We start from the raw sequence: 20,534 nt of genomic DNA, 5'->3' as shown, positions 1-20,534 counted from the left end.
ACCACCGTGGCGAGGGAGCTTGCTCCCGCTGGGCTGCGCAGCAGCCCCCTCCAATGACCGCCCCGCCACAGATCTTCCGGAACGGCATCGGACATCTGCTCGGCCCAGTCGAATGGCATCTGTCAGTAAAGACCGACAGACCCCAGCAACGAAGCCCGCCAAGCCACAGCGCCTTGCGCCTTTGCCTACAACTACGCCAGAATCCGCCGGCTTGTGCGCCTGGGGTTGCGTCGGTAGTTTTGGACCTGTCACTGATGGTCAGTGATCGGGTTTAGCAGCTCGCGGTGAAACAGGTTGTGCAAGGCGTCATCCAGTCAGGATTCCCATCCTGCACTTGATGGTGGCTGTGCGCAGGGCGTCCTCGGACGCGCCGGTTTCTTGTTTCCCCGGTCTGCTAACCTGCGTACAGCTGCCTCCCATCGTTTAGCAGCGAGCGGGTGATGGCTCCTACTACAGGAAGCAAGACGATGGTAAAAGTTACTCCGAATCCTCCTGCGGCAGATGAACCTACATCCCGTGCCCAGTCCGCCCGCAACAAGAAAATCGACGACGCTGCCACGCGAGCGTTGGATTACTACCTGAAGCCTAAGCCTAAGAGCGAAACGTCTGACAAGTCGGACTCCATTTTTCGGATTGATCCGGGGGTTGATTCTGAGTGTTTGCTTGCGAATCTCAGTGAGAACCTAGCTTCGGCGAATGCCATGATCAGTGATTTGGCGTTTGATCTGGATGGGTCGAGGCGGAGGGTTGCGTTGGGGATTTTGCAGGTGATTGAGGTGAGTGAGCTGTTGGCGAATCGGGCTTTGGATATTGTTGAGGTGAGGTAGGGCAGCAGTGCTACGTGCCGCCTGGATCAAAAAAGGTCTTGCTCGCAAGACCTTTTTTGTTTCTGAGGGAGACTGTCGTCTCCCATAAATCCGGGGCTTTCAGCCAAATTGTATTGATAGGGATACATGTAGGGATACACCGTTTCGGGTAGTGGCTGATTATGACGTCAGTTCTCACTCTGGGAAAGAATCACGTCGTTGTCCCATTCCTTTTTCCACGTCACAAAATCAAAATCGTCGTTGTAGCCCAGCAAGGCGCCGACGGTGTCTGAAATCAGGCTCTCCAGATCTTTGATAACGTCGTTACCAGTGAGTATCCCCACTATCGTTCCTCCGGTTCCTGGACCACCAGGCTCATGCTTGGACCAGTGGAACGCGTATCGCCCTTGAATATAGGTCTGAATGTAGTCTTGGGCCGACTGACCACCCCAATGCCTATCAGGGTAAAACTCCGCAATACGCAACCATGCATATTCTAAAAATGCGGTAACGTCGTAGCTTGCATCGCGCATCTCGGACGTCACTCCGGTGTCCCATCCTTCACCAGCATTTTCTAGAACGACGGCTCTCAACTTCGGTAGCGATTTGATGAAACGATAGTGGCTTGGGTACTCCAAGTACCTACGTGCAAAGCTTTGAGGTTCGGTTTCCTCATTGCTTTGGGGCTCGGTGATGACTGGAGCGATGGGTGGGGGCGCCGGTTTGGGACGTTGGAGATACCACCCTATCAATACCGCTGCCACCGTTGCGATTGCTCCGATTATTGCGGCAAGAAGAGTTGAGTCCATGTTGTTATCTCTTGTTTGACTTGTTTAAGAGAGGTTCAGCCATCAGATCGTGTGACAACTGAACCTAGCGAACTAAGGAGTGATCATCAAGATACGATGATCAAAGCCCCTAGCAGCCCACAAATCAGCCTGTGGTCACTTACGTTAAAAATGGTTGGATCGTCCTCATCCTGGTCACCGATAAAGAAAATGTATGCGCGATCTTTGAGATTTTTTTTCTTTGCTTTTATCCCTTCCTCACGCACAACCTCCATCTCATTTCTTACAACTGTTCGCTTGTATTTTGACCATTTCGCCCAGCTCACACGCACCTTGTAATGGCGAACCAGTTTTCGATCAGTACTCCACTCACCAGCCGATAGTGGGATGGTAAGCGAGCCGTCATCTTCTTGAGCTTTCGCCCATGCGAGCTCCGCGTAGAAAATTTTTGGGCGCTCGAATGTCTCTATCCCTTTGTTGCCGGCTCCTAGCTTCTTGAAGGCAGTCCAGTATGTTTTGTCGTCAACTCCTGGAACGTCCAGCGACATATTTCTGTCAAAAGGGAAGTTTAGAAATGCTCGGCAGATGGGACGAATGGTATTTGCTGCTCTGCGACCAACAGGTCTCACCGTTTCACTATCTATGTCACGTCGGGCAGTTCTGGCGCTGCTGGTTTGAGCTGATGTGCGAGGAAGCGTAGGGTCAACCGCCACACGCTCGTCTCTAAGTGTCAATCTCGACGGAGATAACCCTGGGCTAGTTTCTAACTCGTCGCGAACGCTTCCCTTTTTTCCTCTAGCAACTGTCTTTTTATCGCCCTCGACGTCACAACCGTTCAGGTGATCGGTGTCTCCGTACAAGCTGAAATAAGGTCGCTTGAGATTGGTTTTGAGATAGGAGGCAGGATAAACGTCTACCCCACAGCTGCCACATTCGTATCCTTTTCGATCTACCGTAGGCAACTGCCATAGCTCTTCCGCCTCGACAATTTCCCTTGTGTATTTATCACGAGCTGACTCCATTTAGCGCCTCCTCACTCCTAGATGACCATAACCTACCATGTCAAAAAGGTTGCCGGGTACCCTAGAGCCTTTCAAACGGCACGGGGTCGGAAACCCGCGGGGCTGAGTTAGTTGGAGGTGCTGGAAGTTACTGAAATTTCAGTCGTTGAAATTGAAAGGATCTTGCAGCGAAAAGGGCATCGTTGCTGGATTGGTAACGGTCCCCTGATGTGTTGATGATAGTGAACGGTCGGCCCGGTCAACTGGGTCAACCAGTCAACTAACTTTGAAGCGCAGCCACTAATGAGATCCGGCGGGTTTCCGACCCCGTATCCACCAAACATCCCCAGGGTCCCAGGCGATGTCAGTACTCCGGTGGATGCATCTCCTCTGTCTGTTGTTGGTAGACGGCACCTCCAATGCACTCTGGCGGACGGCGAGCCACGCGTTCGAATTCTGCATAAGTCGATACCAAGTCAGCATTATTTTCGCTGGAGGCTCTATTACCGATGGGGTTTGGGCTCGATAAGACGTGTTACAGGTGTTGCGAGTGTTACGTATGATATTAACTAATTGAATTTATTGAGTTTTGTTGTGTTGCGCGTTGTCCGTCTTTCACGTGTATTGGGTGTTATAAACCAAGCAGGTGTTACGGCAGTGTCTACAAGTTTTGGCCCACCATAGGTCGCAATCGGTGCAGTAACAGTCATTAAGACTGTGTCTATGAAGTTCAGAACTGGTTGCTACCAGGATCGTTGTTGAGTGCTACGCTACTTACTGCGTGGAAGCATGGCTGCCTCTCATTGATCGCTAACTGAGGCAGCTTTCATGAACGGCTATCAGGAAGATCGCATGCACATCGAACGTCTTGGTCTGGAGAACTTTCGTTGCTTCGGCCCTCAGCAAGTCCACGTTGTCCTAGGACCTAGTCTCGTAGCGTTTGTTGGCGATAACGGTACTGGCAAGACTGCGGTGATGCAGGCCTTACAGCGGATGTTTGGCGTGACTTCAGAGCAGCGGCGGTTGCGCAAGCAAGACTTCCATATCCCCCGAAACGAGGATGAACGGCCTTTGGCTCGCACGCTGGTGATTGAAGCCATCGTTGCATTCCCGGAATTAGATGACGATGCGGATAACGCTGCAGTGCCAGCGTTCTTCAAGAACATGGCTGCCGAGGAAAACGGCAATCTCAAGGTCCGTCTGAGGCTGCAGGCAACATGGACAGATGATGGCACCCTGGACGGTGCGATCGAAGAGTCATATTGCGCTGTACAGACGTTCGGTAACTTCGAAGACACTGACCTCCAGCAACTTCGTGGCCCTGATCGTTCGCGTATCCAACTCATCTACATTCCAGCGACGAGGGACGGTGCCTCTCAGGTAACCTCCTTTATCCGCGGCCGACTCTGGCGCGCAATCAGTTGGTCGCCGGAGGTTAAGGACTCGTTAACCGATGCAGGCACTGCCGTGAATGAGGGGTTCTCTGCCGAGGCGGCCGTTGACAGTATCTGCTCTGCAGTGACCCGGCGATGGCGGCAGCTTCATTCTGCTGGTACCGATACCACGCCGTTCTTTCGCCCGGTCGATACCCGTTGGCAGGAATTTATTCGGCGGGTTGAGGTGGTGTTCCATCCCGCCGAAGATGGGCAAGACCGCGCGCTTGAGGATCTCAGCGACGGTCAGCGCTCGTTATTCCATATGGCCATGGTTTCAGCCACGCTGGATATTGAGGCGCGACTTGCGGGTGACAATGCACCACCGGGCTTTGCCGGTGCCGGTGTAGCGCTGCCAGCGCTGACTATCGTTGCCCTTGAGGAGCCGGAGAATAATCTGGCTCCGTTCTATCTATCTCGTATCATCAAACAGGTGGAAGAAGTAGCCGCGGGGTCGAATGCCCAAGCGATAGTCTCCAGCCACTCGCCCAGCATCCTCGCTCGGGTGGAGCCATCTAGTGTGCGGCACTTCCAGTTGAACCAGGGAAGTCGCTGCACAGAAGTTCGCCAGATAAGAATGCCAATCGGGGACGAGGAGGCTTCTAAGTTCGTTCGAGAGGCTGTCCGGGCCTACCCTGAGTTGTATTTTGCGCGCTACGTGATACTTGGTGAGGGGGCCACCGAAGAAGTAGTGTTACCGCTCCTCGCAAAAGCGATGGGCTTCCCCATCGATAGATCATTCGTTGCTGTGGTGCCGCTGGGAGGACGTCACGTGAATCACCTGTGGAGATTGCTCGGTAGTCTCCAGGTGCCTTATGCGACTTTGCTGGATCTGGATTGGGGGCGCAGCGGAGGTGGTTTTGGTCGTATTAGGAATGCATGCGAGCAACTGCTGAATATCGATTTCACGCCGCAGCAACTCTTCGCAGGCTTTCTGCGAGCCGGTGGTGCGGCAGAAAACCTGGCCGAGATATCGCGTAGTGACCCTGCCGACCTTGCAGCTTTGCGCCGATGGACCGCGTGGCTTGAGCAATTTCAAGTGTTTTTCTCCGATCCGCTCGACTTGGATTACACCATGCTTAAAGCGTATCCAAGAGCGTATCGGGTTCTCGAACCGGGGATGCGTGGGCCAGCCGGGGTAGGGGAGCCTCGAGAGGCGGTCCTAGGCGTAGAAGGCTCTCCAGCCTTCTACGGTGTTGACGAAGACAATGATCTGCGGTGGTATCGGTATCTCTTCTTGGGACGTGGGAAGCCCAGCACTCACGTGAGGGTTTTGAGCCAGGTCACACCCGCTGATTTGATGGCTGCAGTACCCGAGCCTTTACAGCGATTGTTGGCGAGGGTTCGCACAGTCTTAGATCAGGCTGAGCAGCAATGAGCTGGAGATCCTTGTCGCCTGAAGTATGGCTACCACGCGGTATACCCAACCTAGAGCCCAATGCTTGGATCGCCCTGCGCCGCACGGAGTCCACCTCTGTGGTCGCAGGTCCTGGCGCTGGAAAATCGGAATTTCTAGCTCAGCGCGCGGCTTACCTGTTGGAGACGGGGCTGTGCAAAGCACCTCAGCAGATTCTTGCGATCTCGTTCAAGACGGATGCGGCAGCCAATCTCGCTGCTCGTGTTCGCAAGCGCTGCCCTCCTGAACTGGCCGGGCGGTTCATCTCCCTTACGTTTGATGCGTTCACTAAAAGTCTCGTTGATCGTTTCCAAGCTGCGATCCCAGAGCATTGGCGTCCTTCACGCCCCTATGAAATAGGTTTCCCCACGCGGCGAATAGTGCAGGACGAATTGAACCGCATTCAATTTATGGCTCCAGCGGAATGGCAACCTAGAATTGCGCAGCTTTCGGCTGAGCGATTTGAGGCAGAAGCGATAGGTGGCAGTCGTTTGGCAGTGGACGCACTCCTGCAGCCCACCACAGCCGAGCAGCTAGCTGCCTATCAGTGGCTGCGACAACAGTTGTACGGCACTAATGTGTCCAGACTCTCGTTCGTGACGTTGAATCGGTTGGCTGAGTTGATTATTCGGGCGAATCCTAAGATTGCGCGTGCGCTGCGTATGACCTACCCCTACGTGTTTGTGGACGAGTTCCAGGACACATCGTTCGCTCAATACGATTTCCTACTCTCTACGTTTGGCCAAGCAGGAACCGTCGTCACTGCGGTAGGAGATCACAAGCAGCGAATCATGGGCTGGGCCGGTGCACGTCAGGATGCCTTCGAACAATTCGAGGCGGATTTTGGGGCGCAACGGGTCAACCTGCTTTTCAACTTCAGATCATCACCGGAGCTGGTGCGCGTTCAGCATTTCGTGGCGCAGGCTCTGGATCCGCAATCGCCACAAATCCAGTCTCAAGCTGTGGGCCAGTTGGATAGGGATGTGGTTCAGGTGTGGAGTTCTCGCTCCACGGTGATTGAAGGGCGACAGCTTGCCCAGTGGATAGCAGCGGATTTGGTTACGCGCCAGAAGCAACCAAGGGACTATGTGCTCCTAGTGCGTCAGCGCGCTGATCAGTTTGAGGAAGAACTGCGACCGATATTTACAGCCGCTGGGTTGAGTATTCGAAACGAGAACAAAGCGATTGGCCGAACCAATGTTCAGGACTTGATGGTCGATGAGGCCGCTACCATAGCGTTGGCAACGTTACGATTAGCCAGCGGAGAGCGTAGCGCTGCAGCTTGGTCGACCTTGTCCTCTGCCGTTTATGCTATTCGCGGAGTCGACGAAGACGACGAGATAAAACGATATCGAGCTGATCAGGACATCCAAGGCTTCTTGGCCGCACTCGGGCAAGAGGTCCGTGCTCAAATGCCTTCGGTTGAGTTTGCAGCTGAAATAGCGCGGCGGATTTTTACTTTCTTGGACGTTAATGCCATGGCGGCTGCCTATGCCGCATACACGCGAAACGATCTACTCGAAATCATGACTGAAGCGTTTTCACTGCACCTGCAACAGTCAGCCTATGAGGCTGCGACCTGGGCAGCCTGCATTGATCGGTTTTTAGGCACGCACGACATCTCGATGATGACTGTTCACAAGAGCAAGGGGCTCGAATACGACACCGTATTCTTTGTTGGGCTTGACGATCAATCATGGTGGAGTCATACGCCGCGAAACCCGGAGGGCATCGCGACATTTTTTGTTGCGCTATCGAGAGCCAAGCAGAGAGCAATCTTCCTTTTCTGCGCGGGCAGAGGAAGACGTGAACGGGTTTCCGAGCTGTATCAGTTGCTGACCGACGCTGGCGTGGAAGAAATCGAGATTCGTTGAACGTTGAGTGGGCCGATGTCTCTCGGCCATAGATGCCGTCGTGCTAGCATCAAGCAAACCAGCCGGAGTACAGGGAAAGACCGCAAATGTGTCAAAAAGGGGATGGATTTATTTTCAGGCTGAGCTGTCCGTCTCCTTTGTTACCTAGATTGGCCCGGCGTAAGCGCCCTGCGCTCGGTATGTCTAGGTAGAGTATTAGTCTCCCCGTGCTATTCCTCGGCTAAGCAGCTTGGATACACGGGTTGCAGCGCACCATGCTAAGCGGCCAGAACCAACCAGCAGGCGCTTCAGTACACGAATGCACTGGCCCAGCCGATACCGTGCAGCCCTAAGAACACGACGCCTATCAGCCACAGGCCGCGCATCAATCAAACACAACTTGGTAGTCGCCAACGCCACTTTTGCTCCGACCGCTACGGCGACAGCAAGGAAATACAGCCAACGCTGATTCTTGGCTTTGTCATGTTGGCTGACTAGCGCCGACAATTGCTTCAAAGAAGGCTTGGCACCGGCGAGCCAGGGAATGATGCATTCGCTCGCCAAGGCTACGGTGTGGCTGCTGATGTTTTTGTCTACAAGTCCCGGCGGGCCATCAGGATTGACCGAGCAATAGCCGTGGGGGACGTACTCACAGGTGCTGGAGAGTGGCGATGAGCGCGACATGCCATTGGAAAAGTACTTCACGGGGCATAACCGTTGGTTGTACTCGTTGATCTCTGTGCGAATGGCGATCACGTCCTCATCGCTTAGGGTTCTTCTATTCGCGGCGTAGAACCCTTTGGAGTCGTCCGGTGCGTAACCTATGAAGTAGCTGGCTTCACCTTCCTTGATGTGAGTAAAGGTCCACTGTGAATCGCTGCTCCACTGGCACGACTTCAGGTTACCCAAGCCATTGGCCTTACAGTAATCATCGTAGCGCCTGATCTGGCTCAACAGGAACGCGCTGGCGTCCTGGATGCTCGCTGTCGCTTCCTTCAGCAATGCGGCGTCTTCATTGGCTCCGTTGTCCGCCACGAAGAACACCGCTGCGACCAATGCCAGCGGAAACCAGAAGTGATCGTATAGCTGTCGGAAGCGTTCGGTGAGGTTGAGGTTGTCATAAATAAGGACCATGACACCCCATCCAGTGAGGGCGCAAAGCATCAACAAAGGGATCAGCCCGACTTCGCTGCCCAGCTTCCCAACGCCGTTGATGGTGTAACGAATGGGCAGGTAATTGATGGTTGGGAAAAGGCCCAGGCAGTTCAACACACCGGGTAGGAACAAGAGCGCGAAGAAGATGAACACACTTCGCTTCTTGCTCACGGTAAAGGCCGTTGCTGCCAGCAAGGGAATCAGCAGCAGGGACAGCATCATCAGATAGCCCAGCGTGATCACCATGGCCTCATCGGGCGACCAGTAAGTTCCGATGATTTGCCCGGCGTCGTTACGCCCGGTGAAGGTCGATGATACGACGCCAAGGCCTTCCAGGATCTGGTGCAGGTTGTAGGCGGCGCCGTGGAGAAATTTTACGTGAGGGTAGAAAAAATCCCCTAGTGAAATTGACATCAATTTGAGTCCTTCAAGTTTGTAGTCATTCCTTGGTTTGCCTAGAAAATAGCGTAAAGCGGCCAGATATTTGTGAGTCTATCCAAAGCAGACCGTGCCGTAGCTGAGTAGACACTTCATCGTGCGGGGAGCTCATTCCAGCTCGAGCGACTAACAAATCCAAATGTTCAACGACGCTTTCGATTCCGTTTTGAGTCGATAAGGAAAAGGAGAGCGATCTATTTAGGCCGCTCTCTTTATTCCCAAATAAATCAAAAAGCTACCGCCCAAAGGTATTGCCGTAGCCATGCATATCAAAAAATAGATGACGTAGAGTCCGTTCTTCCCTGGGCTCTCAGTCAATAATCCAGTCGTCCAGAATTCACGGCTTATAAAGCGTAGGCATGTATTTTCAATAAGCTTTCGAGAAAAAGGAAAGAGAAAGGCGCTGCAGAAACCTACGATCAGATAGCGCGAATTAGCTGTTTCGTATGAGGGCTCTTTGTAAAACCAAACGCTTAGGCCTAGTGCGAGTAAGCTGAGCGAAATCAAGAGATTGTTAAGGTAATATTTTTTGTTCAAAGGGTGCCTCAAGAGTCATGTTGGGTGTCGGCTCTTCTCGATGTACCCAATGTCAATGATCGGAGCACGAAATTCGTCGCTGACTGCGCAGTAATGAATCCACAGGCATTACCGGTTCAGCCTTTGAAATCCGACAAAACAAACGGCGTACAGCTTGTAAGATAAGCCTCAACCCTCTCCAACGACGGCATCACCTCGCTACACGACTCGGTGCGCTCCCCGTCAGCCTCCCGAATCACGCCAACGGTATACCCGTCCTCAACTCGCCGCAGGATGCCATCATATTTAACCGGCCGACCCGCTTCGTCACTAAACGACGTCGCCACCAGATTTTTCTCCGGCAAGGCCAGCTCTGCTCGCTTCATCAGCGCCTTACGCTTCGCAGCGTAATCCTTCGCGGCGATCACGCTGACAATCCCGAAGGCGATCCAGAAGAGCGTTTCCAGGTTGCTCACCATCCGCCGTTTAGCCTCGTGGGTTTCGGTTAGCCAACTGCCTATTGCTGCGATGATGTCGTCCATGGGTTGCCTGCGTTTTGCCTGTCGAGCACTGCGGTTTACAGAATATCTTTCAGATAAGCTTTAAGCGCTATGAGCGGAGCATCTAGGCCTTCTATCGCCTGCACGGCGCTAAATGTCGTCGTCAGGTGATGCAACTCCCGCCCCAACACCGTATCCACCCCACCAACCGCCCCCAACGCCAGATCCAGGCATCGGCCTATCTCACTCTGAATCCCTGCCACATCCCCGCGCCGTACCAACAACCCGAAAACCTCCCGATCACACCCGCCCATCAACGGATCATCCCGCAGGATCGGGCTGTGACCCTCTGTCTCATAGGCCAGCTTGAGGGAGTAAAGAGCGACTGTTTCCAGCAGCAATTCCATGGGGTGAAGTCCTTTGTCAGCGGGTGAGGAGGGGCGGTGGATCAATTGGGCGTTGCAAGGCGGAGCATCGGTGGGGGCGGTGACATTTTTGTGAGCGCTTTGCGCTCAAGCGGGAGCAAGCTCCCTCGCCACAGGTTCTTGCTAGCCACAGATTCTTCCTTGCCAGAGGTTTGGTGGTTGGGGCCGCTTCGCGGCCCAGCGGGGATAAATCCCCTCGCCACAAGGGAGTGACTGGCCATGACCCAAGCAAAACTCAGCCAATCATCGGGGATTGGCTGAGTTTTGCTTGGGTCATGGCCAATCACTTTCCTGCAGACGAAAAAAAAGACCTTGAATTTCAAGGTCTTTTTTTAAGATGGTGCCCCGAGGGAGACTCGAACTCCCACTCCTTTCGAAAACGGATTTTGAATCCGCCGCGTCTACCAATTCCGCCATCAGGGCTCAATGGCGGCGAAGTATAGAGAGGTGCCTACCGTTGGTCAATCACGTTTCATGGTGAATTTTTGATATTTCCGCTAGACTTTCCGGCCCTGCTAGACGAACCCCATCATGCGTGTTGCTGACTTTACCTTCGAACTCCCGGATTCGCTGATCGCTCGCCACCCTCTGGCCGAGCGTCGCGCCAGTCGACTGTTGACCCTGGATGGGGTCAGCGGTGCCATGGCTCACCGTCAATTCACTGATTTGCTTGAGCATTTGCGCCCGGGCGATTTGATGGTGTTCAACAATACCCGGGTGATTCCGGCGCGGTTGTTTGGCCAGAAGGCCTCCGGCGGCAAGCTGGAGATTCTGGTGGAGCGGGTGCTGGACAGTCATCGTGTGCTGGCCCATGTGCGCTCCAGCAAATCGCCCAAGCCGGGTTCGTCGATTTTGATCGACGGTGGCGGCGAGGCGGTGATGGTGGCGCGGCATGATGCATTGTTCGAGCTGGAGTTTGCCGAAGAGGTGTTGCCGCTGCTCGACCGTGTCGGGCACATGCCTTTGCCTCCTTATATAGACCGCCCGGACGAAGGTTCGGACCGCGAGCGTTATCAGACCGTGTACGCCGAGCGCCTGGGGGCGGTGGCGGCGCCGACGGCGGGGCTGCATTTTGATCAGCCGTTGCTGGAGGCGATTGCCGCCAAGGGCGTGGAGACCGCATTCGTGACGCTGCACGTTGGCGCTGGTACGTTCCAGCCGGTGCGGGTGGAGCGTATCGAAGACCACCACATGCACAACGAATGGCTGGAAGTGAGCCAGGAAGTCGTCGATGCCGTGGCGGCCTGTCGCGCTCGCGGTGGGCGGGTGGTGGCGGTGGGGACCACCAGTGTGCGGTCCCTGGAAAGCGCCGCTCGCGATGGTGTGCTCAAGCCGTTCAGTGGCGACACCGACATCTTTATCTACCCGGGCCGGCCGTTTCATGTGGTCGATGCCCTGGTCACCAACTTTCATTTGCCTGAATCCACGCTGTTGATGCTGGTTTCGGCGTTCGCCGGTTATCCCGAAGCCATGGCCGCCTACAAGGCCGCCGTCGAGCATGGATACCGCTTTTTCAGCTACGGTGATGCGATGTTCATCACCCGTAACCCCGCGCCACGCGGACCCGAGGAAACAGTATGAGTCGCACCTGTCGCATGTCCTTCGAGTTGCTCGCCACCGATGGCAAGGCTCGTCGCGGTCGTCTGACCTTCCCCCGCGGTACCGTGGAAACCCCGGCGTTCATGCCGGTGGGCACCTATGGCACGGTCAAGGGCATGCTGCCGCGCGACATCGAGGCCATTGGCGCAGAGATCATCCTGGGCAATACCTTCCACCTGTGGCTGCGCCCGGGCATGGAAGTGATCAAGGCCCACGGCGACCTGCACGATTTCATGCAGTGGAAAGGCCCGATCCTGACCGACTCCGGTGGTTTCCAGGTGTTCAGCCTGGGCGCGATGCGCAAGATCAAGGAGGAGGGCGTGACCTTCGCCTCCCCGGTGGATGGTTCCAAGGTGTTCATGGGCCCGGAAGAGTCGATGCAGGTGCAGCGCGACCTGGGCTCGGACATCGTGATGATCTTCGACGAATGCACGCCGTACCCGGCCGATGAAGACGTGGCGCGGGTGTCCATGGAGCTGTCGTTGCGCTGGGCCCAGCGTTCGAAGAATGCCCATGGCGAAAACACCGCGGCGTTGTTCGGCATCGTCCAGGGCGGCATGCACCGCGACCTGCGCATGCGCTCGCTGGAAGGCCTGGACAAGATCGGCTTCGACGGCCTGGCGATTGGCGGCCTGTCGGTGGGTGAGCCGAAGCACGAGATGATCAAGGTGCTCGATTACCTGCCGGGCGAAATGCCCGCTGACAAACCTCGTTACCTTATGGGCGTTGGCAAACCGGAAGATCTGGTTGAGGGTGTGCGCCGCGGGGTGGACATGTTCGATTGCGTGATGCCAACCCGTAATGCCCGCAATGGGCATCTGTTCATCGACACCGGTGTGCTGAAGATCCGTAACGCGTTCCATCGCCATGATGATTCGCCGCTGGATCCGACGTGCGATTGCTACACCTGCCAGAACTTCTCCCGCGCTTATCTGCATCATTTGGACAAGTGCGGCGAAATGCTCGGCAGTATGCTCAATACCATCCACAATTTGCGCCATTATCAGGTGCTTATGGCTGGTTTGCGCGAGGCTATCCAACAGGGTACATTGGCCGCCTTTGTCGAGGCCTTCTATGCCAAGCGCGGGTTGCCTGTTCCGCCTTTGGACTGAGTTTTCCGATCCCTAGATTCAATACTTGCAACTGGAGTGCTAAATGAGCTTTTTTATCTCTAACGCCATGGCTGATGCCGCTGCACCTGCTGCTGCCGGCCCTATGGGTGGCGGTTTCGAGTGGATTTTCCTGGTCGGCTTCCTGGTCATCTTCTACCTGATGATCTGGCGTCCACAGGCCAAGCGCGCCAAAGAGCAGAAGAACCTGCTCAGCAGCTTGCAGAAGGGCGATGAAGTGGTCACCACCGGCGGTATCGCGGGCAAGATCACCAAAGTGGCTGATGACTTCGTGGTACTGGAAGTGTCCGACACTGTTGAAATGAAGTTCCAGAAGGGCGCCATCGCGGCCACGCTGCCAAAAGGCACGCTGAAAGCGATCTAAGTAACAACTTCTATTCAATCGACGGGGCGCGCAAGGCGCCCCGCGTCATAAGCGGGCGGCGTGATGCTGAACAAATACCCTCTGTGGAAATATTTACTGATCCTGGCGGTGCTGGCGGTCGGTCTGATTTATTCCGCTCCCAATCTCTACCCGGATGACCCGGCCATTCAGGTCAGTGGCGCAAGCACTGCGCTGCAGGTCACCCAGGCCGATCTGGACCGTGCGAGCGCTGCGCTCAAGGCGGCCAATATCGAGGTCAAGGCTGCGTCCATCGCCGAAAACGGCAAGGGCGGCCTGTTGCGCCTGGTCAAGGCAGAAGACCAACTGCCAGCCAAGGACGTGGTGCGCAAGGCGTTGGGTGACGATTACGTCGTGGCCCTGAACCTGGCCCAGACCACCCCGCAATGGCTGCGCAAGCTCGGCGCGCACCCGATGAAGCTGGGCCTGGACTTGTCCGGTGGTGTGCACTTCCTGCTGGAAGTGGACATGGAAAAAGCCCTCGACGCGCGGATGAAAGTCTACGAAGGTGACGTCAAGAGCTTGCTGCGTAAAGAACGCGTGCGTTATCGCAGCCTGCCGCAACTCGACGGTGCCATTCAGCTGGGCTTCAGCGATGAAGATACCCGCGAGCAGGCCCGTGCGCTGATCCGCAAGAACTTCAACGATTTCGACATTGTGCCGGCCGACCTCAATGGTCAGGCGGTGCTGCGTCTGGCGATGACCCCGGCCAAGCTGGCGGAAATCCGCGAATACTCCATCAAGCAGAACTTGACCACGGTGCGTAACCGCGTCAACGAGCTGGGTGTGGCCGAGCCGATCGTGCAGCGCCAGGGCGCCAACCGCATCGTGGTTGAGCTGCCGGGCGTGCAGGACACCGCCGAAGCCAAGCGTATCCTCGGCAAGACCGCCAACCTGGAATTCCGCCTGGCCGCTGAGCCGGGTGCTTCCAAGGCCACTTCCGAGAGCTTCGAGTTCCGTGAGGGCGGTCGTCCGGCGGCGCAGATCGAGCGTGGCCTGATCATCACCGGTGACCAGGTGACCGACGCCCAGGCGGGCTTCGACGAGCAGGGTCGTCCGCAGGTGAACATTCGCCTCGACGGCCACGGCGGCGAACTGATGAGCCGCGCCACGCGCAGCAACGTCGGTCGCAGCATGGCGGTGATCTTCATCGAGCAGAAGCCGACCACCACTTACACCAAGCAAGTGGTCAATGGCGTCGAGAAAGACGTACCGGTCCAGACCTTCAAGGAAGAGAAAAAGATCATCAGCCTGGCGACCATCCAGTCGCCACTGGGCAGCCAGTTCCGCATCACCGGCCTCAACGGCCAGGGTGAATCCTCGGAACTGGCCCTGCTGCTGCGTGCCGGTGGCCTGGCCGCGCCGATGTACTTCGCTGAAGAACGCACCATCGGCCCGAGCCTGGGTGCCGACAACATCACCAAGGGTATCGATGCATCCCTGTGGGGCATGCTGTTCGTGTCGCTGTTCATCATCGCCATCTACCGCTTCTTCGGCATCATCGCCACCGTCGCGCTGGCGGTGAACATGGTGATGCTGCTGGCCCTGATGTCGCTGCTGGGGGCTACGCTGACCCTGCCGGGTATCGCCGGTATCGTCTTGACCATGGGTATGGCGGTGGACGCCAACGTGCTGATCTTCTCGCGGATACGTGAAGAGATTGCTGCGGGCATGTCGATTCAACGTGCAATCAACGAAGGCTTCGGCCGGGCATTCACCGCGATCCTCGACGCCAACCTGACCACGTTGCTGGTGGGCGGGATTCTCTTCGCCATGGGCACCGGCCCGGTCAAGGGCTTCGCAGTGACCATGTCCCTCGGGATCTTTACCTCGATGTTCACGGCCATCATGGTGACCCGCGCAATGGTCAACCTGATCTTTGGCGGTCGTGACTTCAAGAAGTTGTGGATTTAAGGGGCTGCCATGTTACGTACAATCAACTTCATGGGCGTTCGCAACGTTGCGTTCGGCGTCACATTGTTCCTCACTGTACTGGCGTTGTTCAGCTGGGCCACCAAGGGTCTGAACTACGGCCTGGACTTCACCGGCGGTACGCTCATCGAGCTGACCTACGAGCGTCCGGCCGATGTCACCAAGGTGCGCGAGCAACTGGCGACGTCGGGCTACAGCGATGCCATCGTGCAGAGCTTCGGTGCGACGACGGACCTGTTGGTGCGTATGCCGGGTGAAGACCCGCAACTGGGTCACCAGGTGGCCGAGGCCTTGCAGAAGGCCGGCGGCGATAACCCGGCCCAGGTCAAGCGCGTCGAGTTCGTCGGCCCGCAAGTGGGTGAAGAGCTGCGCGACCAGGGCGGCCTCGGCATGCTGATGGCGCTGGGCGGCATCCTGATCTACCTGGCCTTCCGCTTTCAGTGGAAGTTCGCGGTGGGTGCGATTGTCTCGCTGATCCACGACGTGATCGTGACCGTGGGCATCCTGTCGTTCTTCCAGATCACCTTCGACCTGACGGTGTTGGCGGCGGTGCTGGCGATCATTGGTTACTCGCTCAACGACACCATCGTGGTGTTCGACCGGGTGCGTGAGAACTTCCGTGTGCTGCGCAAGGCGTCGTTGATCGAGAACATCAACATCTCGACCACCCAGACGCTGCTGCGGACCATGGCGACGTCGATCTCCACCTTGCTGGCGATCGCGGCGCTGCTGATCTTTGGTGGCGACAACCTGTTCGGTTTCTCCATCGCGCTGTTCATCGGCGTGCTGGCGGGTACCTACTCGTCGATCTACATCGCTAACGTGGTGCTGATCTGGCTGAACCTGAGCACCGAGGACCTGATTCCTCCAGCGGCCACCGAAACGGAAGTGGACGACCGCCCATAAGGCTCGTCGCTCCGCCCGTCACGGCTGAAAAGGCGCGAGTTGAACTCGCGCCTTTTTTTGTGCTCCAAGGCTGGGAGAAGCGCGGATTAATCCGCTTGTGATGGTCAGGAGGTTCAAGTGAACAAATCGATGCTGGTTGGTGCGGTATTGGGTGCTGTCGGTGTAACAGCCGGTGGTGCGGTCGCCACCTACAGCTTGGTAAAAAGTGGCCCTGAGTATGCGCAAGTATTGGCCGTGGAGCCGGTCAAGACCCAAATCAAGACCCCGCGTGAAGTGTGCAAGGACGTCACCGTGACTCGGCAGAAGCCAGTCCAGGACCAGCACCAGATCGCCGGCACCGTGTTGGGCGCCGTAGCCGGTGGCTTGCTGGGTAACCAGATCGGCGGCGGCACCGGCAAGAAAATCGCCACCGTGGCGGGTGCGGCCGGTGGTGGTTATGCCGGTAACAAGATTCAGGAAGGCATGCAGGAACGCGACACCTACACCACCACCCAGACTCGCTGCAACACGGTCAATGACATCAGCGACAAGGTTGTAGGCTACGACGTTCGCTACATGCTCGACGGCAAAGAAGGCAAAGTCCGCATGGACCGCGACCCGGGCAACCAGATCCCGGTGAACAAAGAAGGCCAACTGATCCTGGGGCAGAACGAACCGGCTCAGTGATCCAGTCGCTATGAAAAAGCACCCTTCGGGGTGCTTTTTTTTCGCCCGCATTTTAAGCCCCACCCCAAATCCCCTGTGGGAGATTGCTCGCGATAGCGGTGGGTCAGCTTCCATCAATGTTCAGGGTGTCATCCATTGTGGCGAGGGAGCTTGCTCCCGCTCGGTTGCGCAGCGACCGCAAGATCTTGGGTCTGCTGCGCAGCCCAGCGGGAGCAAGCTCCCTCGCCACGGGGTATTCATCTGGGCTGAGTGGTGTGGGGCAGGCATAAAAAAAGCACCCCGAAAGGTGCCTTTTCTGTAGCCGAGTTGCTTAACGCTTCAACGAAGCCGGCAAGTGCGGCTGGATAGCAGTCAGCACAGCCTTGAAGCATTTGGTGTTGCCGGCAACGATGTGGCCTTTTTCAAGGAAGTCGTGGCCGCCGGTGAAGTCGCTCACCAAGCCACCGGCTTCCTGGATCAGCAGGGCGCCAGCAGCCATGTCCCATTCGGACAGGCCCGATTCCCAGAACGCATCGAAACGGCCAGCGGCTACATAAGCCAGGTCCAGGCTCGCAGCGCCGGCGCGGCGGATGCCGGCGGTCTGGCCGACCAGGGCGCGGAACATGCCCAGGTAGTTGTCCAGGTTGTCCATCTGGTCATCACGGAACGGGAAGCCGGTACCCAGCAGGGCGCCGTCCAGGCTGGTGCGGCCGCTGACGCGCAGGCGACGACCGTTCAGTTGGGCGCCACGGCCACGGCTGGCGGTGAATTCTTCCTGGCGAACCGGGTCCAGCACAACGGCGTGTTCCAGGCGGCCACGGTATTTGCAGGCGATGCTGACAGCGAAATGAGGAATGCCGCGCAGGAAGTTGGTGGTGCCGTCCAGCGGATCGATGATCCACAGGTACTCTTCGCCTTCGATGCCAGTACCGGCGTGCATGCCGGTCTCTTCACCGAGGATGGAGTGGTTTGGATAAGCCTTGCGCAGGGCGTCGACGATCTTTTGCTCGGCGGCGCGATCGACCTCGGACACGTAGTCCTTGGCGTCTTTTTCATCGACCTTGATGGTATCCAGGCGCTCGATGGAGCGGAAGATCAGTTCACTGGCGCTGCGGGCGGCGCGCAGCGCGATATTCAGCATGGGCTGCATGGATGTGTCACCTAAGGTTGTTAAAGAAAGCCGCGCATTCTATCAGAAAGTTTTCCGAGGAGAAGGTTGGTGTTCGCTTTCATAGCTTAACGGTAGGTGCTTCTGTAAGATTTGCTCCCTTTATCGTGTTCGAGAGCGCCCCCCTTGTTGCAGAACATTCGTGTCGTCCTGGTCAATACCAGCCATCCGGGTAACATCGGCGGAGCTGCGCGGGCCATGAAGAACATGGGCCTGTCGCGCCTGGTGCTGGTCGAACCGCGTCTGTTTCCCCATCACGAGGCTGACGCCCGGGCTTCCGGTGCCGGTGACATCCTGGCCAACGCTCAAGTCGTCGCCACTCTTGAGGATGCCCTGGTGGGTTGCAACCTGGTGCTCGGCACCAGCGCCCGCGACCGCCGTATCCCCTGGCCGCTGCTCGACCCCCGCGAATGCGGCACCAAAGTGGTCGAGGAGGCCGCCCAAGGCTTTGAGATCGCCCTGGTGTTCGGTCGTGAAGATTCCGGCCTGACCAACGACGAGCTGCAGCGATGTCACTTTCACGTGCATATCCCTTCCGACCCCGAGTTCAGTTCCCTGAACCTGGGGGCGGCGGTGCAGGTGTTGAGCTATGAAGTGCGCATGGCTTGGCTGGCAGCCGAAGGCAAGCCCAGCAAAGTCGAAAAAACCGAGGTCACGTCGCCGCGCAGTGAGACACTGGCGACCATGGACGAACTGGAACGGTTCTATGAACACCTGGAGCAGACCCTGGTGGACATCGAGTTCCTCGACCCGGAAAAGCCGCGACACTTGATGGCGCGCCTGCGTCGGTTGTACGGACGAAGCTCGGTCAGCCGGGCGGAGATGAATATATTGCGCGGCATCCTCACGGAAACCCAGAAGGCGGCCCGTGGCGAGCTGATTAAGCGGAAGAAATAAAATGTTCGAACGTTTGCGTGAAGATATCCAAAGTGTTTTCCATCGTGACCCGGCGGCGCGCAATGCCTTTGAAGTGCTGACCTGCTACCCGGGGATGCACGCGATCTGGATCCACCGCCTGTCCGGTGCCTTGTGGAACATGGGCTGGAAATGGCTGGCGCGGCTGGTCTCGAACTTCGGGCGCTGGTTGACCGGGATCGAGATCCATCCGGGCGCCAAGGTCGGCCGTCGGTTCTTCATCGACCATGGCATGGGCATCGTCATCGGCGAAACCGCCGAGATCGGCGACGACGTGACCCTGTACCAGGGCGTGACCCTCGGTGGCACCAGCTGGAACAAAGGCAAGCGCCACCCGACCCTGGAAGACGGCGTGGTAGTCGGTGCCGGCGCCAAGGTGCTCGGGCCGTTCACGGTGGGGGCGGGGGCGAAAGTCGGCTCCAATGCGGTCGTAACCAAGGCCGTGCCGCCTGGCGCGACCGTGGTGGGTATTCCGGGGCGGATCATCGTCAAGTCCGATGACGAGCAGGACGCGCGCCGCAAGGCCATGGCCGAGAAGATCGGCTTCGACGCCTACGGTGTCGGCGAAGACATGCCCGACCCGGTCGCCCGCGCCATCAACCAGTTGCTCGATCACCTGCAGGCCGTCGATGGGCGCCTGGAGGGGATGTGCGGGGCCCTGAAGGATCTGGGCAGTAATTACTGTGCCAAGGACCTGCCTGAGCTGCGCGAGGAAGATTTCGCGTGTGTGAAGGACAAGGATCAGAGCCAGGCCAGCTAAACCCGGCAGGCCTCATCGCGAGCAAGCTCGCACACAGGGGGTTTTGGTGGGTGCACAATTCGTGTACACCACAGATCCCTGTGGGAGCGAGCTTGCTCGCGATAAACGATAACGCGGTATCGCTGGTCGCCGCCGACCAGCCTTTGCTATCATGCGCGCGCTCTTTCGCGGGTAAACCTGAGTAAAGCACTAGGTCTTATACTTGACTTAAATACTCGGGAATTGCATACTCGCCCCCATTCCGAACTCCGTGGTAATTGTCCATGCGACTGACTACAAAAGGCCGATACGCCGTGACCGCAATGCTGGATCTGGCATTGCATGCGCAGCACGGGCCGGTGTCCCTGGCCGATATCTCCGAGCGCCAGGGCATTTCCCTGTCCTACCTTGAACAGCTGTTCGCCAAGCTGCGCCGTAGCAACCTGGTTTCCAGCGTTCGCGGCCCAGGCGGCGGCTACCAGCTGTCGCGGGACATGCAGGGCATCCAGGTCGCCCAGGTGATCGATGCGGTGAACGAATCGGTCGATGCGACCAAATGCCAGGGCCTTGGCGATTGCCATGGCGGCGATACTTGCCTGACCCACCACTTGTGGTGCGACCTCAGCCTGCAGATTCACGAATTTCTAAGCGGTATCAGCTTGGCTGACCTTGTAACTCGTCGTGAGGTGCAAGAAGTAGCCCAGCGTCAGGACCAGCGTCGTTGCAATAGCAAGGCGCCGCACCTGGACAAGATTGAAGCGTCCGCCGTCGAATGACTGCCGCAGAGCACGCGGAACGCCAGCCAGC

The 20,534-nt window shown here is 57.1% G+C and carries 19 protein-coding genes and 1 tRNA gene; 12 read left to right on the top strand and 8 right to left on the bottom strand.

Going from position 1 to position 20,534, the window contains the following annotated elements:
• Positions 1 to 467: 467 nt before the first annotated feature.
• Complete coding sequence (locus BLU76_RS15545) at positions 468 to 827, top strand: DUF6124 family protein (protein WP_092223344.1); 360 nt, start codon at positions 468 to 470, stop codon at positions 825 to 827.
• A 167-nt stretch (positions 828 to 994) separates the two neighbouring features.
• On the opposite strand, the gene BLU76_RS15540 is transcribed toward BLU76_RS15545, so the two are convergent.
• Both BLU76_RS15540 and BLU76_RS30845 read right to left on the bottom strand, forming a co-directional pair.
• The gene (locus BLU76_RS15540) at positions 995 to 1,615 is read right to left on the bottom strand and encodes a hypothetical protein (RefSeq protein ID WP_092223342.1); all 621 of its coding nucleotides are present in this window, start codon (positions 1,613 to 1,615) and stop codon (positions 995 to 997) included.
• A gap of 86 nt (positions 1,616 to 1,701) precedes the next feature.
• Entirely contained in the window at positions 1,702 to 2,616 is a 915-nt protein-coding gene (locus BLU76_RS30845; protein WP_139211611.1) for a hypothetical protein, read from the bottom strand.
• 807 nt (positions 2,617 to 3,423) lie between these two features.
• Between BLU76_RS30845 and BLU76_RS15530 the strand changes: the two genes are divergently transcribed.
• Both BLU76_RS15530 and BLU76_RS15525 read left to right on the top strand, forming a co-directional pair.
• Positions 3,424 to 5,406: an ATP-dependent nuclease gene (locus BLU76_RS15530; protein ID WP_218190243.1), complete on the top strand. Its 1,983-nt coding sequence runs from the start codon at positions 3,424 to 3,426 to the stop codon at positions 5,404 to 5,406.
• 11 nt (positions 5,407 to 5,417) lie between these two features.
• On the top strand, positions 5,418 to 7,298 hold the full coding sequence (locus BLU76_RS15525) for a UvrD-helicase domain-containing protein (RefSeq protein ID WP_218190242.1): 1,881 nt from the start codon (positions 5,418 to 5,420) through the stop codon (positions 7,296 to 7,298).
• Between the two features lie 195 nt (positions 7,299 to 7,493).
• Here the strand turns inward: BLU76_RS15525 and BLU76_RS15520 are convergent, their stop codons facing one another.
• From BLU76_RS15520 to BLU76_RS15505, 5 genes are all read right to left on the bottom strand, one after another.
• Positions 7,494 to 8,846, bottom strand: coding sequence for a hypothetical protein (locus tag BLU76_RS15520; protein ID WP_092223334.1), 1,353 nt, complete (start codon positions 8,844 to 8,846; stop codon positions 7,494 to 7,496).
• Positions 8,847 to 9,068: 222 nt separating this feature from the next.
• On the bottom strand, positions 9,069 to 9,377 hold the full coding sequence (locus tag BLU76_RS32315) for a colicin E1 family microcin immunity protein (protein WP_371915039.1): 309 nt from the start codon (positions 9,375 to 9,377) through the stop codon (positions 9,069 to 9,071).
• A 146-nt stretch (positions 9,378 to 9,523) separates the two neighbouring features.
• On the bottom strand, positions 9,524 to 9,928 hold the full coding sequence (locus BLU76_RS15515) for a hypothetical protein (RefSeq protein ID WP_092223332.1): 405 nt from the start codon (positions 9,926 to 9,928) through the stop codon (positions 9,524 to 9,526).
• Positions 9,929 to 9,963: 35 nt separating this feature from the next.
• Entirely contained in the window at positions 9,964 to 10,293 is a 330-nt protein-coding gene (locus BLU76_RS15510) for a hypothetical protein (protein ID WP_092223330.1), read from the bottom strand.
• Between the two features lie 356 nt (positions 10,294 to 10,649).
• Positions 10,650 to 10,734, bottom strand: a tRNA-Leu gene (locus BLU76_RS15505).
• Between the two features lie 108 nt (positions 10,735 to 10,842).
• Here BLU76_RS15505 and queA point away from each other — a divergent pair.
• From queA to BLU76_RS15475, 6 genes are all read left to right on the top strand, one after another.
• On the top strand, positions 10,843 to 11,892 hold the full coding sequence (queA, locus tag BLU76_RS15500; protein ID WP_025211994.1) for a tRNA preQ1(34) S-adenosylmethionine ribosyltransferase-isomerase QueA: 1,050 nt from the start codon (positions 10,843 to 10,845) through the stop codon (positions 11,890 to 11,892).
• Positions 11,893 to 11,906: 14 nt separating this feature from the next.
• A complete protein-coding gene (gene tgt / locus BLU76_RS15495; RefSeq protein ID WP_161951757.1) occupies positions 11,907 to 13,022 on the top strand; it encodes a tRNA guanosine(34) transglycosylase Tgt in 1,116 nt (371 codons plus the stop codon).
• Between the two features lie 43 nt (positions 13,023 to 13,065).
• Complete coding sequence (gene yajC / locus BLU76_RS15490) at positions 13,066 to 13,404, top strand: preprotein translocase subunit YajC (protein ID WP_007916913.1); 339 nt, start codon at positions 13,066 to 13,068, stop codon at positions 13,402 to 13,404.
• Between the two features lie 63 nt (positions 13,405 to 13,467).
• Complete coding sequence (gene secD / locus BLU76_RS15485) at positions 13,468 to 15,336, top strand: protein translocase subunit SecD (RefSeq protein WP_092143840.1); 1,869 nt, start codon at positions 13,468 to 13,470, stop codon at positions 15,334 to 15,336.
• Positions 15,337 to 15,345: 9 nt separating this feature from the next.
• Positions 15,346 to 16,260, top strand: a complete 915-nt coding sequence (secF, locus tag BLU76_RS15480) for a protein translocase subunit SecF (RefSeq protein WP_092143843.1) — start codon at positions 15,346 to 15,348, stop codon at positions 16,258 to 16,260.
• 117 nt (positions 16,261 to 16,377) lie between these two features.
• Positions 16,378 to 16,926, top strand: coding sequence for a glycine zipper 2TM domain-containing protein (locus BLU76_RS15475; protein ID WP_003197986.1), 549 nt, complete (start codon positions 16,378 to 16,380; stop codon positions 16,924 to 16,926).
• A 310-nt stretch (positions 16,927 to 17,236) separates the two neighbouring features.
• On the opposite strand, the gene suhB is transcribed toward BLU76_RS15475, so the two are convergent.
• On the bottom strand, positions 17,237 to 18,055 hold the full coding sequence (gene suhB / locus BLU76_RS15470) for a type III secretion system regulator SuhB (RefSeq protein WP_003185165.1): 819 nt from the start codon (positions 18,053 to 18,055) through the stop codon (positions 17,237 to 17,239).
• A 144-nt stretch (positions 18,056 to 18,199) separates the two neighbouring features.
• Here suhB and trmJ point away from each other — a divergent pair, with 144 nt between their 5' ends.
• The 3 genes from trmJ to iscR all read left to right on the top strand — a co-directional run bounded on the left by trmJ (position 18,200) and on the right by iscR (position 20,503).
• Positions 18,200 to 18,970, top strand: a complete 771-nt coding sequence (gene trmJ, locus BLU76_RS15465) for a tRNA (cytosine(32)/uridine(32)-2'-O)-methyltransferase TrmJ (RefSeq protein ID WP_038856918.1) — start codon at positions 18,200 to 18,202, stop codon at positions 18,968 to 18,970.
• 1 nt (position 18,971) lies between these two features.
• Positions 18,972 to 19,748: a serine O-acetyltransferase gene (gene cysE / locus BLU76_RS15460; RefSeq protein ID WP_072346750.1), complete on the top strand. Its 777-nt coding sequence runs from the start codon at positions 18,972 to 18,974 to the stop codon at positions 19,746 to 19,748.
• Between the two features lie 263 nt (positions 19,749 to 20,011).
• A complete protein-coding gene (gene iscR / locus BLU76_RS15455; protein ID WP_003185160.1) occupies positions 20,012 to 20,503 on the top strand; it encodes a Fe-S cluster assembly transcriptional regulator IscR in 492 nt (163 codons plus the stop codon).
• Positions 20,504 to 20,534 lie beyond the last annotated feature (31 nt).

The organism is Pseudomonas sp. NFACC08-1 (genome assembly GCF_900106735.1).
GTDB classification, from domain to species: domain Bacteria; phylum Pseudomonadota; class Gammaproteobacteria; order Pseudomonadales; family Pseudomonadaceae; genus Aquipseudomonas; species Aquipseudomonas fluorescens_Q.
The sequence above is the reverse complement of the archived record's forward strand: the minus strand, read 5'-3'. Positions and strand labels throughout refer to the sequence as shown.